The organism is Stieleria mannarensis (assembly GCF_014154935.1).
Classification (GTDB): domain Bacteria; phylum Planctomycetota; class Planctomycetia; order Pirellulales; family Pirellulaceae; genus Stieleria; species Stieleria mannarensis.
This window is the reverse complement of the sequence record NZ_JACEHH010000035.1, coordinates 53,839-67,490: the sequence shown is the minus strand read 5'-3', so window position 1 is coordinate 67,490 and position 13,652 is coordinate 53,839. Positions and strand designations below refer to the sequence as shown.

Annotated in this window: 12 protein-coding genes; 4 read left to right on the top strand and 8 right to left on the bottom strand. The window is 60.0% G+C overall.

The window, feature by feature from the left end; genetic code table 11:
* Nucleotides 1–93: 93 nt before the first annotated feature.
* Both H1B37_RS22125 and H1B37_RS22120 read left to right on the top strand, forming a co-directional pair.
* Entirely contained in the window at nucleotides 94–1,392 is a 1,299-nt protein-coding gene (locus H1B37_RS22125) for a sensor histidine kinase (protein ID WP_182868861.1), read from the top strand.
* A gap of 263 nt (nucleotides 1,393–1,655) precedes the next feature.
* A complete protein-coding gene (locus H1B37_RS22120; protein WP_182868859.1) occupies nucleotides 1,656–2,036 on the top strand; it encodes a hypothetical protein in 381 nt (126 codons plus the stop codon).
* A gap of 162 nt (nucleotides 2,037–2,198) precedes the next feature.
* On the opposite strand, the gene H1B37_RS22115 is transcribed toward H1B37_RS22120, so the two are convergent.
* The 6 genes from H1B37_RS22115 to H1B37_RS22090 all read right to left on the bottom strand — a co-directional run bounded on the left by H1B37_RS22115 (nucleotide 2,199) and on the right by H1B37_RS22090 (nucleotide 8,636).
* Nucleotides 2,199–2,492 carry a hypothetical protein gene (locus H1B37_RS22115; RefSeq protein WP_182868857.1) on the bottom strand — a complete coding sequence of 98 codons (294 nt, stop codon included), beginning with the start codon at nucleotides 2,490–2,492 and terminating at the stop codon, nucleotides 2,199–2,201.
* Nucleotides 2,493–2,500: 8 nt separating this feature from the next.
* Nucleotides 2,501–3,775, bottom strand: coding sequence for a diaminopimelate decarboxylase (gene lysA / locus H1B37_RS22110; RefSeq protein WP_182868856.1), 1,275 nt, complete (start codon nucleotides 3,773–3,775; stop codon nucleotides 2,501–2,503).
* Between the two features lie 553 nt (nucleotides 3,776–4,328).
* A complete protein-coding gene (locus tag H1B37_RS22105) occupies nucleotides 4,329–5,834 on the bottom strand; it encodes a Gfo/Idh/MocA family protein (RefSeq protein WP_182868854.1) in 1,506 nt (501 codons plus the stop codon).
* Between the two features lie 133 nt (nucleotides 5,835–5,967).
* Nucleotides 5,968–6,378 (bottom strand): gamma-glutamylcyclotransferase family protein, encoded by a 411-nt coding sequence (locus H1B37_RS22100; protein WP_182868852.1) that lies wholly within the window; start codon nucleotides 6,376–6,378, stop codon nucleotides 5,968–5,970.
* 142 nt (nucleotides 6,379–6,520) lie between these two features.
* The gene (locus H1B37_RS22095) at nucleotides 6,521–7,699 is read right to left on the bottom strand and encodes a 3-hydroxyacyl-CoA dehydrogenase family protein (RefSeq protein WP_182868850.1); all 1,179 of its coding nucleotides are present in this window, start codon (nucleotides 7,697–7,699) and stop codon (nucleotides 6,521–6,523) included.
* Between the two features lie 7 nt (nucleotides 7,700–7,706).
* Nucleotides 7,707–8,636 (bottom strand): alpha-1,2-fucosyltransferase, encoded by a 930-nt coding sequence (locus tag H1B37_RS22090; protein ID WP_182868849.1) that lies wholly within the window; start codon nucleotides 8,634–8,636, stop codon nucleotides 7,707–7,709.
* Between the two features lie 463 nt (nucleotides 8,637–9,099).
* Between H1B37_RS22090 and H1B37_RS22085 the strand changes: the two genes are divergently transcribed.
* Nucleotides 9,100–9,600 carry a hypothetical protein gene (locus H1B37_RS22085; RefSeq protein ID WP_182868847.1) on the top strand — a complete coding sequence of 167 codons (501 nt, stop codon included), beginning with the start codon at nucleotides 9,100–9,102 and terminating at the stop codon, nucleotides 9,598–9,600.
* Nucleotides 9,601–9,709: 109 nt separating this feature from the next.
* On the opposite strand, the gene carA is transcribed toward H1B37_RS22085, so the two are convergent.
* Both carA and H1B37_RS22075 read right to left on the bottom strand, forming a co-directional pair.
* The gene (carA, locus tag H1B37_RS22080; protein ID WP_182868845.1) at nucleotides 9,710–10,843 is read right to left on the bottom strand and encodes a glutamine-hydrolyzing carbamoyl-phosphate synthase small subunit; all 1,134 of its coding nucleotides are present in this window, start codon (nucleotides 10,841–10,843) and stop codon (nucleotides 9,710–9,712) included.
* A 183-nt stretch (nucleotides 10,844–11,026) separates the two neighbouring features.
* A complete protein-coding gene (locus H1B37_RS22075) occupies nucleotides 11,027–12,493 on the bottom strand; it encodes a GntP family permease (protein ID WP_182868838.1) in 1,467 nt (488 codons plus the stop codon).
* A gap of 243 nt (nucleotides 12,494–12,736) precedes the next feature.
* Here H1B37_RS22075 and H1B37_RS22070 point away from each other — a divergent pair, with 243 nt between their 5' ends.
* Complete coding sequence (locus H1B37_RS22070; RefSeq protein WP_353620888.1) at nucleotides 12,737–13,633, top strand: succinate dehydrogenase cytochrome b558 subunit; 897 nt, start codon at nucleotides 12,737–12,739, stop codon at nucleotides 13,631–13,633.
* Nucleotides 13,634–13,652: the final 19 nt, after the last annotated feature.

Here is a 13,652-nt window from a genome sequence, read left to right as displayed (position 1 = left end):
AACGGCAAGAGCTAGGGTTGGGCAGTTTTACGCCATTTGTCGATTCGCGATCCGATCGGGTCGACGATTTTCGGGGACACAACGGGGAATCCCATGCCAGCGGCGCCACTACCTGAGAACGAGTCCGTACGTCTACAGACTCTGGCCGACTACCAGATTCTCGACACGTTGCCCGAGCAAGAGTATGACGACGTCGTCGGGATCGCCGCGCGGATTTGTAAAACACCGATCGCGCTGGTCAGTCTGATCGACGAGAATCGCCAGTGGTTCAAGGCACGCGTCGGCGTCGACGTTTCTCAGACCGATCGCTCGGCGGCCTTTTGCGCCCATGCCATTTTGAATCAACAGGAAGTCCTGGCCGTGCGCGACGCGACGCGCGACCCAAGGTTTCTGGACAACCCGCTGGTCACCGGCGCCCCACACATCCGCTTCTATGCCGGTTCCCCCTTGGTCACCCCCGGCGGCATCGCCCTGGGAACTCTTTGCGTCATCGACTCGGTCCCACGCGAACTGTCCGACGAACAAATGACGTCCCTGAAGGCGCTCGGCCGACAAACGACGTCGTTGATCGAACTGCGCGGGCGTACCAACCAGCTGGAAAAATATCGTGCGGAACTGGAACGCAGCAACGAGGCGCTGCAAGAATTCGCGTACGCGGCGTCACATGACTTGAAGCAGCCGATTCGCGGGATCGGATCGCTAACCGAGTTTTTTGTCGAAGACTATGGCGACCAATTGGACGATGCGGCGAAAGAAAAACTGGACCTGATCCGTCGGCTGACCGATCGCGCCCAAACCATGATCGACCAAATGTTGCACTACGCACGGGTCGGTTGTGTGGACGATCGCCGCGAGTCGGTCGACCTGAACGAAATCATCGGTCACGTCAAAGAAAACCTGTTCACCCAGATCGCTTCGGGACACGTCGAAGTCAACAGCATGTTGTTGCCGCCGGTCAGCGGCCAGCCGGTGCTGTTCAACGAATTGTTACAGAACTTGATCTCCAACGGCATCAAGTACAACGACCATGATTCCAAACGTATTGAGATCGGTTCCGTGACGAAACGCCTTGGGGATGGCGACGAACCGGTGACGGCATTTTTTGTTGCCGACAACGGGATCGGAATCCCCGAACGGATGCGACCGGATGTGTTCACGATCTTCCGTCGCTTGCACGCTGCCGATGCCTACGGCGGTGGATCCGGCGCAGGCCTGACGATCGCCAGAAAAATCGTCGAAACCCACGGTGGCAGAATCTGGATCGACCCGAGCTACCGAGGCGGCACGTGCTTTTGGTTCACACTGGAGCCCAGCGAAGGTGACCTGGAACGAGAGTTCCGCTACGACCGATGCCTGGCGCAATGCGCCGCTGGTGAGGTTACCATGCACTAGCCCGGATTATTCATTAGCCGATGAGCGCTAGCTCACGGTTCATGTGCTTCCACGGCGATTGGCGGAGGAACCGCACGCTAGCGCGTGGCGGCTGGTTTGCGCTGTGTGTTTTTGCAAGGGTAAACATAAGATCTTCTGTTGCATGGCTTTGCGTCGTTTCGCTTCAATGCCGTGAATAGTCCGAGCTAGTCCGGCGGCGATCGACTAGGATGATTCATTCGGTCTCTGTTGCTTTCCTAATCCCGTTTCCACCGAGTTCTCCGATGCCCTCGCGGTTGCTCGCCACGTTGCTCATTGCGTTATTTCTGCCGATCGTCAGTTTGTCCGCGGCCAGTCCGGCGGGCCGTTGGGTCGGTCATTGGTCGTCGTCATCGACCGGACACCAGGGCCCGCTTCGCGCCCGGATCCGCGCCGTGGACGGTAACACGTACCGCGCCGTTTTTGCCGGTCGGTTTGCCAAGGTGATTCCGTTCGTCTACCCCGCAAAACTGGAACGCGTTCCGGGCACCTACAATCGGTACCGTTCGTCGACACGGTTGCCGTTGCTGGGGGAATACCGAATGACGGCCACGGTGACGCCGCAGCATTTCAACGCCACGTTTCGCGGAAAGCAGGACGTCGGCGTGTTTCGCATGTCACGCTGACGCTGCGCAACGTGCCGCTCGCTCACTGGCCTGTTGATTTAGTCGTTTTCGATAAGTGAACAGGACGATACAAGCCCGAAACGCAAGCGAGTGGATCTGCTGCGTCCCTCGCTCGCGCCGCGGGCTAGTAAATCAACAGGTCGTCATGCTTCCCGCTGGCGTTTAGCGCATCGATGCTTGCAGCCACGCGGCGACATAAAACGAACCACACAGCAAAACGCTGATCGTCCATGTTGTCAGCAAAGCCATGAAGACCGGGTTGGATTTGACCTCCAACACGGTGCCGTTTTGCCGCGAGGTCAAACCGAGCAACACCAAAATGGCCGGCAGCGACACCGCGTTGAACGCGGCGAGTGCGAACAGCAAGAACGCGACGGGCCGCGCCAGATGAATCAACGCGACCCACACCGCCGTCACGACGGCGATCGTCAACAGTGCACGGCGACCGAAATGCACCGCTGCCTTCACTCCGGAATGATCTCGTTACGGACCAAATCCTCGAACGTTTCCCGCTTGCGAATCAACTTTGCCTGGCCCTGTTCGATCATGACCTCGGCGGCGCGTGTCTTGCTGTTGTAATTGCTGGCCATGACGAAGCCGTAAGCGCCGGCGTTTTCCAGAATCACATAATCGCCGACGCGGCACATCGGCAGCTCGCGGCTGTGCACGAACCCGCCTTCGCGTTGCGTGAAGATGTCGCCGGATTCACAGAGCGGGCCGCCGATGACCGCTTCGATCGTCTCACGATCATCGACCGCCGCGCCGTCGGCGGCGCAGACCGAGATCGGATGCTGGGCGCCATACATGACCGGTCGTGCCAGGTCGTTGAATCCCGCATCGAGCAACACGAACAGGTTTTCGCCGACCTTCTTGACGCTGCGGACTTCCGCAATCAAGAACCCCGACTCGGCCGACAGGTAGCGTCCCGGTTCGATTTCCAGCGTGACCGGGTGCCCGAACGATTTGCTGAGCCGATTGCGGGTGGCGTCCCACAATTGAAAGTACTTGTCCAAATCAACGTAGGTTTCCGACTCGTTGTACGGGACCGGCAATCCGCCGCCGGCGCTGATCGTCGTCAGGGTGCGTCCGACTTCCATCGCCACGCGCTCCATCGCTTCACAGACTTCGCTCAGGTGTTCCAGGTCGGTTCCCGAGCCGATGTGCATGTGCAACCCGGTCACGGTCACACCGTACTGGTCGGCCCGTCGCAAGCACTCGTCGATTTGTGTGTGCCAGATCCCGTGCTTGCTCTGCTGGCCGCCCGTGTTCGTCTTCTGGCTGTGGCCGTGCCCGAATCCGGGATTGATCCGCAACGTCACGTCGGCACCGGGCAAACGCTCACCCAATTGCGAGATCATGTCGGGCGATCCGCAATTGACGTGCAACTTGTGCTGGGCGATCAAATCCAGCGCGGCGGCGTCAAAGATGTCGGCGGTGTAGACGATCTCGTGGCCCCGGGGCGAATACCCCGCCGCAAGCGCGCGTTGAATCTCGCCGCAGCTGACCGCATCGACGACGACGCCCTGCCGCCGCATGCGGTCGAGAATCGCGATGTTTCCACACGCCTTCTGGGCATAGCGGATCACATCAAACGCTTCCAAATCCGCGATCCGCTGCTCGATCACGCGGAGGTCGTACACGTACAGCGGGGTGCCGTACTGTTTTGCCAACTCCGCGACGGACAATCCCGCAATCTGATGGCGACTGGTAGAGAACGTGGGGGTTGAAAGCGTGGCCATCGAGATCGTGGGGCGGAAAGGGAAACGAAACGGAATTCCGGCGATCCGCATTTTGTGCCCAAGCAGGCAATTTTGTCCAGCCACCAAGGCGGCGAGGTGGTTGCACTGGACGGCACATTCGCCCATCAACTCAATTCGCATCGAGCTAAGAGATGGAACTGGAACCAATGATCAAGTCGGTCCCCCTTCCTGCCGAGGTCGTGCGGTTTTCAACCTCGGAGATAGAAGGCGTTGGTGCGTTTCACTCCCCTTGGCATGAAGCTTTTTCTGAGGTGGTGCGTTCAGGCAGGAGGTGTGGGGGGACCGAAAAAGCCCGCGGATAGCAGCGCGGACCCACGGATGTGATACGGCCTGGGATCCGTGGGTTCGCGCTGCCATCCGTGGGCAATCGACCTCGCTGTAGTTCAGGGCGGCCAGGGAAATCCTCAAAATCCCTTTGGAATCAATGACTCACTAAACCGCATGACTTCCAAAGAGAAGTTTCTTGATTCACCTTGGTCAATGCACTGTGTTCCCGGACAGAGCCTGGGAACGAGGATTCTGCGGGCGATGCCTAGGATCCGGCGGGGTCTTTGCCGTCGGTCCAGGGGCCGCCCAAGCTCATGTACTCCGGCTCGTCGAGCTTGCTGCCGAAATCACCGGCTTTCCAGCCTGCGATGTGATTGGGCAATTCACGCGACTTCGATTTCGCTTCCCACTTCTTGGCCCAGCCGGGATCGTTGGTGCTGATGTCGCGGCTGTCGGAATCGACGAAGTAGACTTCACCGTTGCGATAGCTTTGGGCTCCAAGGTTGACCACGGCCATCGCGGCGGCGCCCAGGTCCGGTGGGTTGTTGCACAGCTCTGGCTCACCGGCTTCGCAGGCGTCCAAGAAGTTTTCGAAGTGAGCCTTGGTCGTGTTTTTGACCGGTTGCGTGGCGATCCGTTCGCTTTCAAAGGTCCGCTTGGCTGAATCGCCCTTGGAGGTGACTTGGCGGCGTTCGGGCACGAAATCGAATCCGTCAAAGCCTTCGCCGTTGCCCAGTTCGAACGTTCCGTAGTGACCGCGGATCAGTTGATTGACCCGCGATTCCTGGTTGCACATCGTCGCGGTGATCAGCCCCTGGACGCCTTCGTTAAAGTCGGCTGCGACGGTGGCCACGTCCGGCACATCGCGTCCGTCATACTCCAGGAAAATTCCGCCGGCACCGACGACGCGTCCGGGGATCCGCAGTCCAGTCGCCTTCAACATCGACGTCGTGCGATGCACGAACAAGTCGGTGAACATGCCGCTGCCGAAGGGCCAGAATCGTCGCCACTGCTTGTATACCGCGCGGTCGAACGGCATTTCCGGGGCGAGTTCTTCATTGGTCCCCAGCCAGCGTTGCCAGTCGATCTTTTTGGGGTTCATGTCCTCGACCAGCTTGTAGTAACGCCACTGGCCGACGTTGCTGTTGCGGAAGTACTCGGTTTGGAATCCCAGTACCTTGCCGAGTTTTCCTTCCTGAAGCAACGCGCGAATCTCGTTCCAGACCGGCAAGCTGGTCGATTGGACGCCGACCTGCATGACCTTGCCGGATTCCCGCCATTTGTTCTCGACGTTGAAGGCTTCTGCGACCGTTTTGGTCATCGGCTTTTCGCAGTACACGTTCAGTCCCGCGGCGAGCGAATCGATGATCTGCTTGTGGTGCCAGTGATCGGGGGTGCCGATGCAAACCGCATCCAGGTTTTCTTTGGCGATCATGTCGTTGTAATCGACATAGCGGCCCGGATCGGTGCCCGTTTTGTCTTTGATGTAATCGGCGACCATGTCACGTTGCGTTTCGTAGACCTCGGCGACGCCGACCAGGTCGATCTTGCGCCCTTCGCCGTGCAGGCCACAGAGAGTTTTGACATGGGCGCCGAAGCCGCGTCCGCCCGGGCCGATGAATCCGATTCGCAGCCGTTCATTCGAATTCGCGGCCGCTTCGGCGCGGCCGGGCAGCGTCATCGCCGAGACACTCGCGACGGCAGATGCGGTGGCCCCGCGTTTGAGAAAGGATCGTCGGTCGGTACTGTTATTTTCAGCGGGTGTGTGCATGCGCGAATGCCTCGGCCGATTCTGGCGGGTGGGGGGCGGGAAAAACGAGCCCAGTATTGTAACTGATCCGCCACAAAATGGTATCCACGGCTGGCATGACACCCGTCGCCGACCGGGACCGTTTCACCGCCGCCTAGCGAGCTTCCGTCGGCCAGAATTGTTTTTCTCCGCACGTCGGTACCAGAAAAAAACCGTCTGCGATCGGGTCGCGGTGGTAAAAGTAGCTGTATGCCGTTGCGATCACCTCTCCCGCGTCATCGTGCACCTGGACCCAATGGCGATGATAGAGGTCGTCGGCCGAATTGCCGTCGGTCCCCTCGATTTCGTCCAGAACCGACAACACCGTTGGCATGGTCGCGGCGTCAAATGTCCACAGTTCCCCAGCCACGTGATGCTCGCCCGGCAATAGCGCCGGATAGTCCTCGCGCCCATACAGTGCCCCGCGAACCCAACCCGACGTCACCCGCAACGGTTGGACCGGCCAACAGGATTCGCGGCACTGCCCGCGTTTAAGTGTGCCGTAAACGAAGACCGAATCGATCATCGGTGGATGTGGGGAGTGGGGAGGGTTGGTCAAAAAATGGGGTGGTCAAAAGATGGGGGCAAGGTTGCGAGGCTCATCGGTTGGTCCGTTCTATTTTTTGACCACCAAATTTTTTGACCAACCGCCACTGGAATGCTGGTTTCTATTTGATTTCAGGCATTCGCATCGACTTGAAATCCGATTGCCAGCGGTCGATCGCATCATCGATCCGCTGCCGGCCGAGTTGATTGTAAAAGTCCGACCAGTTGGCGTCGCTGGTGAATCCCAGCCCACCGGCCATGGCCAAGTCGACGGTTGCCATTGAATCGGCGATGCCTTCGCCAAGCAGGCATGTCGCCTCGATCCACATCGGAATCGACAGCAACAACAACACATCGCCGTCGGTAAACTCATGTCGATCGGTGCGGTAGGTTTCGATCAACGCTTGTGTTTCGTCGGCCAACGTGCGACTGCGGTGCCCGTCGGTGTAGTCGTACAGCCCCTGGCCAGTGGCGCGGCCGAGCCGTTTGCGTTTCAACAGCGCCGGGACCAGCGGCGACGGATCGACACGATGCGGAAAGGCACTGCAAAACGCCCTGCCGGCATGGTACATCGTGGGGGCACCGATCCAATCGATCAGTTCGAGCGGAGAAAGCGGCATGCCATAGGCCCGCGCGGCCCGCTCGATTTGAGATTCGGTGGCACCGCGACAGAGCAGCAACAACGCCTGGTTCAGATAGGGCGAAAGCATTCGGTTGACGACAAATCCGGGGCCGTCTTGGCATCGAATCGCCCGCTTCCCCAGGCGTGTGGCGTGCCGGACGACAGCTTGGATGGCGTCGTCCGCGCTGCGCGGTCCCGCGATCACTTCGACCGCCGCGCGGGCATGAACGGGCATGAAGAAGTGCATCCCGCAAACTCGCTCAGGTAAATCCGGCCCGCGACCGGCAATCTCGTCGATCTTCAGCGTCGATGTATTGCTGCACAAGACGGCTTCATCGCCCAGGACTTGATGAATCGCCGCCATCAGCTCTTGCTTGGCATCCAAGCGTTCGACGATCGATTCAATCACGATCGGCGGTTGCGTCGTGTCGGTCGACTCGCCTTGGCCGACCACGATGCCGTGCAGCGATTCAACCGGCAGCAAGCACTCGCGTGTCGCGATGCCCGCGTCGGCAAATGATTGCGACGCGACGCGCAGTGCATCGGCGTCCTGATCGGCCAGACAGAACGAAATCTCGCGCGCCGCATGCGCATCGGCGATCGCTCGGCCGACCACACCGCAACCGACCAGCAATACACGGGGCAAGTCGTCTGGCCATTGGGGACGAGGTGGTTCCATCAAAGGCTCAGGCCGCAACCTGCTCCGCGTTCGGCTGGAATGCGAGCGACTGTGATACAACCGATGGGGGAACCACCACGCTCTGCTGGCGAGATTGCAATTCGATCCGTGGACGTCGACCGACCATCTCGGCCCAGCCGGTAAACGTGCTCGGCGGCCCCATCATCCAGTCGGTGTCGGCCAAGGCATACATGTCCCGCAGTGCCGTGCCCGGCCCATGGGTGATGTTGAGTCCGGTAAAGGCACTCTCGTCTAATGGTTCGTTGCTGCAAACCAGAAACCGGACGCGTTGCCCGGGCAATTGATCGCAAACGCTGTGCATCCATCGCGAATACAACGCGTCATCATAGTAGTACTGTCCGCCCCGATAATTTGCGTAGTCACCGCGACGAATGTGAACGCCGACCAACACATCGCTGTCGCGCCGCGCCTGGCGAATCCTTTGGTCGATCACATCTCGATCGGTTTTGGACACGGTGAAGAAATCACGGATGTGCGGCCAATGTTGTTCCAGCAATCGCGGACTGCGAAACAGCCAGCCCTGCAACAACAGCGTCCGCCCGGATTCGACCGCACTGCGAAAACGGTCGCCTTCCAAATCGCAGATCTCCCCAGCCCCCAACCGAATCACTTTGGCCGGATAGTGACGCATGCCGATCGCGTTCATCGATTTCGCCACCGCTTGCATGACATGCATCAACGCATTGCGACGCCGTCGTGACGGCGGACGCCGGCTGGGGCGGTGGTTCGGCGACGGTTTCAGGTGCGCGTCATAGCGGCACCATAGGTCCTCACGCGTGCTGGGAAACAGACTGGCATACTCGGCAAAACTGGGATTGCGAAGCTCGATGCGATAGTGCCGAGCCGCCGCGATCAAATTTGAATACAGGATCAGCCGGTTCCCGAGTTGGCCGTACCGTCGCGAGAGAATCATCATGGGAAAGTGGACCTGGCTGAGCGTCGAACAAGGTATGCGTCGAACAAGGTATACGGCGATGCTATCGCCGATGTGAATCGGCAAACAAGGCCGGTTCGGTGTTTTTCAACGCGGGTCCAACAGGTGTGTACGACTTCACCCTCACTGTGGTAGGGTTTCGTCTTCACTTGGTGCCGATGCCCTTCGCTGCACTCGCCCCTCCCTGCCAGGGAGGTGAATTTAAAAAACCGCACGACCTCTTCCAGGGAGAGTCTTGTCCTAACGTCGTGCGTTTGTCCTCCCGGCGCCAGGTCTCACAACAAACTGGTCTTGCCCTGCGGAGGGGAATCTTGCGATAGGCAGCCCACGTGCCAAAAGGCCAATACCGCTTGTTCGACGCGTCGAGTCAGCGGCATCGGCCGGATGGGCCGCACGATCCACCCCTAACTCGCTCTGCTTCGCCCATGGGAGACGATTCACCGCGATGAACACACGAACCATTGCCTCAACTTGCGTCCTGTTACTTGCCGCGATGACCTTCGTGTCGCAGCCTGCCGCGTCTGCCCAAGATTCGGCGACGGCCCAGGATTCGGCGACCGAGCCGGCCCTGCCAGGCAATCCGCTAACGCGGATGGTCAGCGGGCTGAATCCGATGAACTGGCAGATGCCGAAGTTGAAAATGCCCACGATGTCCACCTTCTTGCCGACCAAGCAAGAAAAGGAACGCGTGATCACGAAAAAAGATAGCTTGGTGGACGAAGTTTCCACGACCGCCAAAAAGAGCTGGCAGCGGACCAAGGATACGCTGAACCCGATGCGGCTGATTCCCGCCGGGTTCCGTCAAAACAGCCAGACCACGCCGGCCCCCCAGACCAAGCAGCAAGGCGGCTTCTTTAGCAACCTGTTCGCCCCGTTCCCGAAATCCGCCGACGAAGACGCCTCCCCCTCGGTCAACGACTTTCTCAAGCAAGAGCCCGTCCGCTAGCCGATTCGAGCCGGGCCGCGCCAGCGTCGCTGCCTTCGCCAGAAGGTGGTTCCCAGTGCGTCCCACGCTCAGGCGAGCGTGGCTACGCCGGGATGAGACGCGGACCCGCTTACGCCTTGCCGACCACGCTTTGGAAGCGATCGAACAGGTAGTGGCTGTCGTGTGGCCCCGAGGATGCTTCGGGGTGATGCTGGACGCCGAACGCCTGGGCCTCGCGGTGCCGAACGCCGGCGATCGTGTCGTCGTTCAGGTTTCGGTGGGTGATTTCCAGGCAGTCCGGGAGCGACGATTCTTCGACGGCAAACCCGTGGTTTTGGGTCGTGATCTCGACTTTGCCGGTTTGCAGATCCAAAACCGGTTGGTTGGCCCCTCGGTGCCCGAATTTCAGCTTGAACGTTTTCGCACCGCAGGCGAGCGAAAGCAGTTGGTGCCCCAGGCAGATGCCGAACAGCGGTGTCTTGCCGATCAGTTCCGCAATCGTTTTGTGGGCATAATCCAACGGTTCGGGGTCACCGGGGCCGTTGGACAAAAACACGCCGTCGGGGTTGAGTTTCAGGATCTCGTCGGCGCTGGTATCGCCGGGGACGACGGTGACCTGGTTACCTCGCGAGGCAAAGTGCCGCGGGATATTCCACTTCATGCCAAAGTCCATGCAGACGATGTTGGCCGACCCGTTGGCGGCGGGGGCTTTGCCGCGTGCGATTTCCGTCGCGGTCCACTCATCGAGTTGGCTGTCCCATCGCCGCGTTTCGGCGGGCATCACCTCGCGGACCAGGTCGCGGCCGACCAGCCCCGGGCTGTTTTTCGCCTTTTCGATCAGTGAGGCGTCGTCCAAGTCGCTCGTCGACAAAATGCCGCGCATGGCACCCTTTTCGCGGATGCGTCGCACCAACGCGCGGGTGTCGATCCCTGCCACGGCGACGATGCCGTGTTGTTCCAGGTAGGCCGACAAGGAGCCTTCGGCGCGATAATTACTGAAGATGCGGCTCTCTTCGCGAACGATGAAGCCTGCCAGGGAAGGCGTTTCGTGCTCGACGTCGATCGAATTGATGCCATAGTTGCCGATCTCGGGGTACGTCATCGTCACGATTTGGCCGCGATAACTGGGGTCGGTCAGGATTTCCTGATAACCGGTCATCGAGGTGTTGAAAACGACTTCACCGTTGATTTCGCCTTCGGCGCCGAAGCCTTTTCCGGTGTAAACCGTGCCGTCTTCGAGTGCGAGTTTCGCGATTCGGGTCATAAGAATGGTGGTGCGATTGCCGATTCTAGCGGAATGGGTCGGGTGTGAACTAAAAACGCCAACAGGATACCGGAAGTCGGCTTTTTCGACGAGTGGGCGGGCCTTAGCCGCCGACCCTCCCCTCGCTACGCTCGACCCTCCCTGCCAGGGAGGGTTAGGTTTCAACGCGGTTCCTTGCCGCCGTCACCCCACTCCCGGGAACAACCAAGCCATCAGGACGCTGACGGTCAGTGCCGAGACCCCCAACGCAATGCTCATCGGCGAGATCACTTTCAATCCCTCCGCTTCGGTCATCCCGCTCATCCGTGTGATCACCCAAAACGCACTGTCGGTCATCCACGACACCGGCTTGCTGCCCGCCCCGATGGCCATCGCCAGATACACCGGGTGGAACGGCAGTTCCTCGGCAAACGCAAATCCTTGCAAGACGCCTGCCGAGGTGATCATGGCGACCGTGGCGGAACCTTGCAGCGTGCGGATGGCGGCGGTCACGCCGAACGCCAGCGGCAACAGAACCAGCCCCGCGTTGGCGTCGACCAAATCACCGACCGCGCCGGCGATCCCGGCCTGGCGCAGCATCGCGCCGAACGCCCCGCCGGCAGCGGTGATCAAAATGATGTTGCCCGCCGATGCCAGCGACCGACTGACCAGCGTCCTGCGGCGGTCCGAATCGATGTACCGCATCAACGCCATCGCGAACGCCAATCCGATCGCGATCGCGATGTTCTTGTCGCCGATCAATTGCAGCGCATCGGTCCCCCCACTCCGCTGCACCGCGCCCGATTGGATCAGGTACGCCAACACGCTGCCGATCGTGATCAAGACGACGGGGACCAGGATCGGAAGCAGCGACTCGACGAACCCAGGCCAATGCGTGTCTGCCGACGCCCCGGCGGTAGCGTTCGAATCGGGGGCCGCCGAATCGGGCGCCTCACTGGCGATCGATTCACCGGCGATGGGCCGCAACGGCACTTCGACACAGCGGTTGATCAGCCGCGCCGAGGCCAGTGACAGCACGCTACTCATTGCACCGACGACCAACCCAACGCCCAGCATCACGCCGACGTCGATGTTCAGGATTTCAGCGACTTGCAGCGGGCCGGGGGTGGGCGGGATCAACGAGTGCGCGATCGAACCGCCGGCCAGAATCGACAAGATGAACAACACATAGTCATTGCCGACGGCGCGGCGCAACGACCTGGCCAACGGCACCATCAGGTAGAACACCGTGTCAAAGAATACCGGGATCCCGATGATGAACGAACTGACCGCCAGTGCTTCGGGGGATCGCCGGGGGCCGACCAGTTTCAACATCCGCTGGACGATGGTGGCCGCGGCGCCCGATTCGGACAGGCAGCCGCCGATCACGCTGGCCAAGGCAATTAAAATTCCAATTTTTCCGGCCGTCGATCCGAACGCGTTTGTCACACGCGCCGCGGCGCTGCTGTGCGTGAATGTCACAGCGGCCTGAGCCGTCCACTTGTTCGCCGCCACTTCGGCGTCGGCATATTGCTTCAACATGTCCGGCCCGGTCAGCCCGGCGACCAGCAATCCGGCTAACAAGAGCGTTAAAAATGCGTGCAGTCGGAACACCAGGATGCTGACCAAGACGACGACGACCGCAAGGGTCACGACCAACCAGATGTTCATCGACAAGTTTTCTATGTGTGCGGATTGCGACAGTCAGAGACCGCGGGGCAGAATTCTACAAATCGTCTGCGTCAATCCGTCGATCTAGGCGAGTGGACGGATGAAGCCTAAAGTATGGGCCTGAAAACCTTAACAAAATTCGCAGGCTCGCGCGGCCGATGGCTGGCTGCGGTATCTTACCGTGGCGATCATTCGATCGCGCGTCGTCTTCGATTCCTCCCAACGCACCGGTCAAGCAGTCACGTGTCCGACTCCAACTCCGATTCAAACAGCGAGCTGTCGTTTTTCACCAAGCACGAATTTGCGATCCGCCGACTCCACTCGCTGACGGGGATCGTGCCGCTGGGACTTTACATGTGCGTTCACTTGACCACGAACGCCAGTTTGTTGGGCAGTGTCGAGATCTTTCAACGCGCCGTGTTCTTGATCCATAGCCCGGGTCCGCTGTTGCCGCTGATCGAGTGGGGCGGGATCTTTCTGCCGCTGATCTTTCATGCCGTGCTGGGGATCTGGATCGCCAAAACGGGCAAAACCAACAGCAGCCAATACCGGTTCACCAGCAACCGACGCTACAGCTGGCAACGTTGGACCGGTTTCATCGGATTGGTGTATTTATTCTTGCACGTGATGCACCTGCACGGCGGAATCCACGCCGAGGCCTGGATGAACGCGATTGATAAAATCGGATTCGGCCAATTCAGCCCCTACAACGCCGGCAGCTCGTTGGTCGCCGCGATGAATCTCGGTTATGGAATCATCTGGCCGGTGATCTATCTGGCCGGCGTTCTGGCGCTCGTTTACCACTTCATCAACGGGATCTGGACCGCAGGAATCACCTGGGGCCTGTGGATTTCCCCCGAAGCTCAGGCACGGGCGACCAAAGTCTGTGTGGCGCTGGGCATCGTTTTGACGGTTGTCTCGTTGGCCGCGTGGGCGGGGGCCGTCTTCCCGGGCGAAGACGACGTGGCGGAGATGCGTGCGATCGAAGACCGCATGTACGAAGCGGGCGTCGTCGCCGGAACGGTTCCCGAAAACGAACACAAACGTGACCTCCGCGGACGGGCCGCGGTCGAATCCGAAATCGATGACGCCGAGGGCGGCGAACAAGCGTCGTTGCAAGACATGAAACCGGCGTCCTGACGCCGCCGAGCTTCCGTCC

Bases quoted from the DNA above. Each gene is read 5' to 3' on its own strand.
- H1B37_RS22105 (WP_182868854.1), bottom strand. From the start codon at position 5,834: ATGCACACACCCGCTGAAAATAACAGTACCGACCGACGATCCTTTCTC.
- H1B37_RS22085 (WP_182868847.1), top strand. From the start codon at position 9,100: ATGAACACACGAACCATTGCCTCAACTTGCGTCCTGTTACTTGCCGCG.
- H1B37_RS22075 (WP_182868838.1), bottom strand. From the start codon at position 12,493: ATGAACATCTGGTTGGTCGTGACCCTTGCGGTCGTCGTCGTCTTGGTC.
- carA (WP_182868845.1), bottom strand. From the start codon at position 10,843: ATGACCCGAATCGCGAAACTCGCACTCGAAGACGGCACGGTTTACACC.
- H1B37_RS22095 (WP_182868850.1), bottom strand. From the start codon at position 7,699: ATGGAACCACCTCGTCCCCAATGGCCAGACGACTTGCCCCGTGTATTG.
- H1B37_RS22100 (WP_182868852.1), bottom strand. From the start codon at position 6,378: ATGATCGATTCGGTCTTCGTTTACGGCACACTTAAACGCGGGCAGTGC.
- H1B37_RS22090 (WP_182868849.1), bottom strand. From the start codon at position 8,636: ATGATGATTCTCTCGCGACGGTACGGCCAACTCGGGAACCGGCTGATC.
- H1B37_RS22125 (WP_182868861.1), top strand. From the start codon at position 94: ATGCCAGCGGCGCCACTACCTGAGAACGAGTCCGTACGTCTACAGACT.
- H1B37_RS22120 (WP_182868859.1), top strand. From the start codon at position 1,656: ATGCCCTCGCGGTTGCTCGCCACGTTGCTCATTGCGTTATTTCTGCCG.
- lysA (WP_182868856.1), bottom strand. From the start codon at position 3,775: ATGGCCACGCTTTCAACCCCCACGTTCTCTACCAGTCGCCATCAGATT.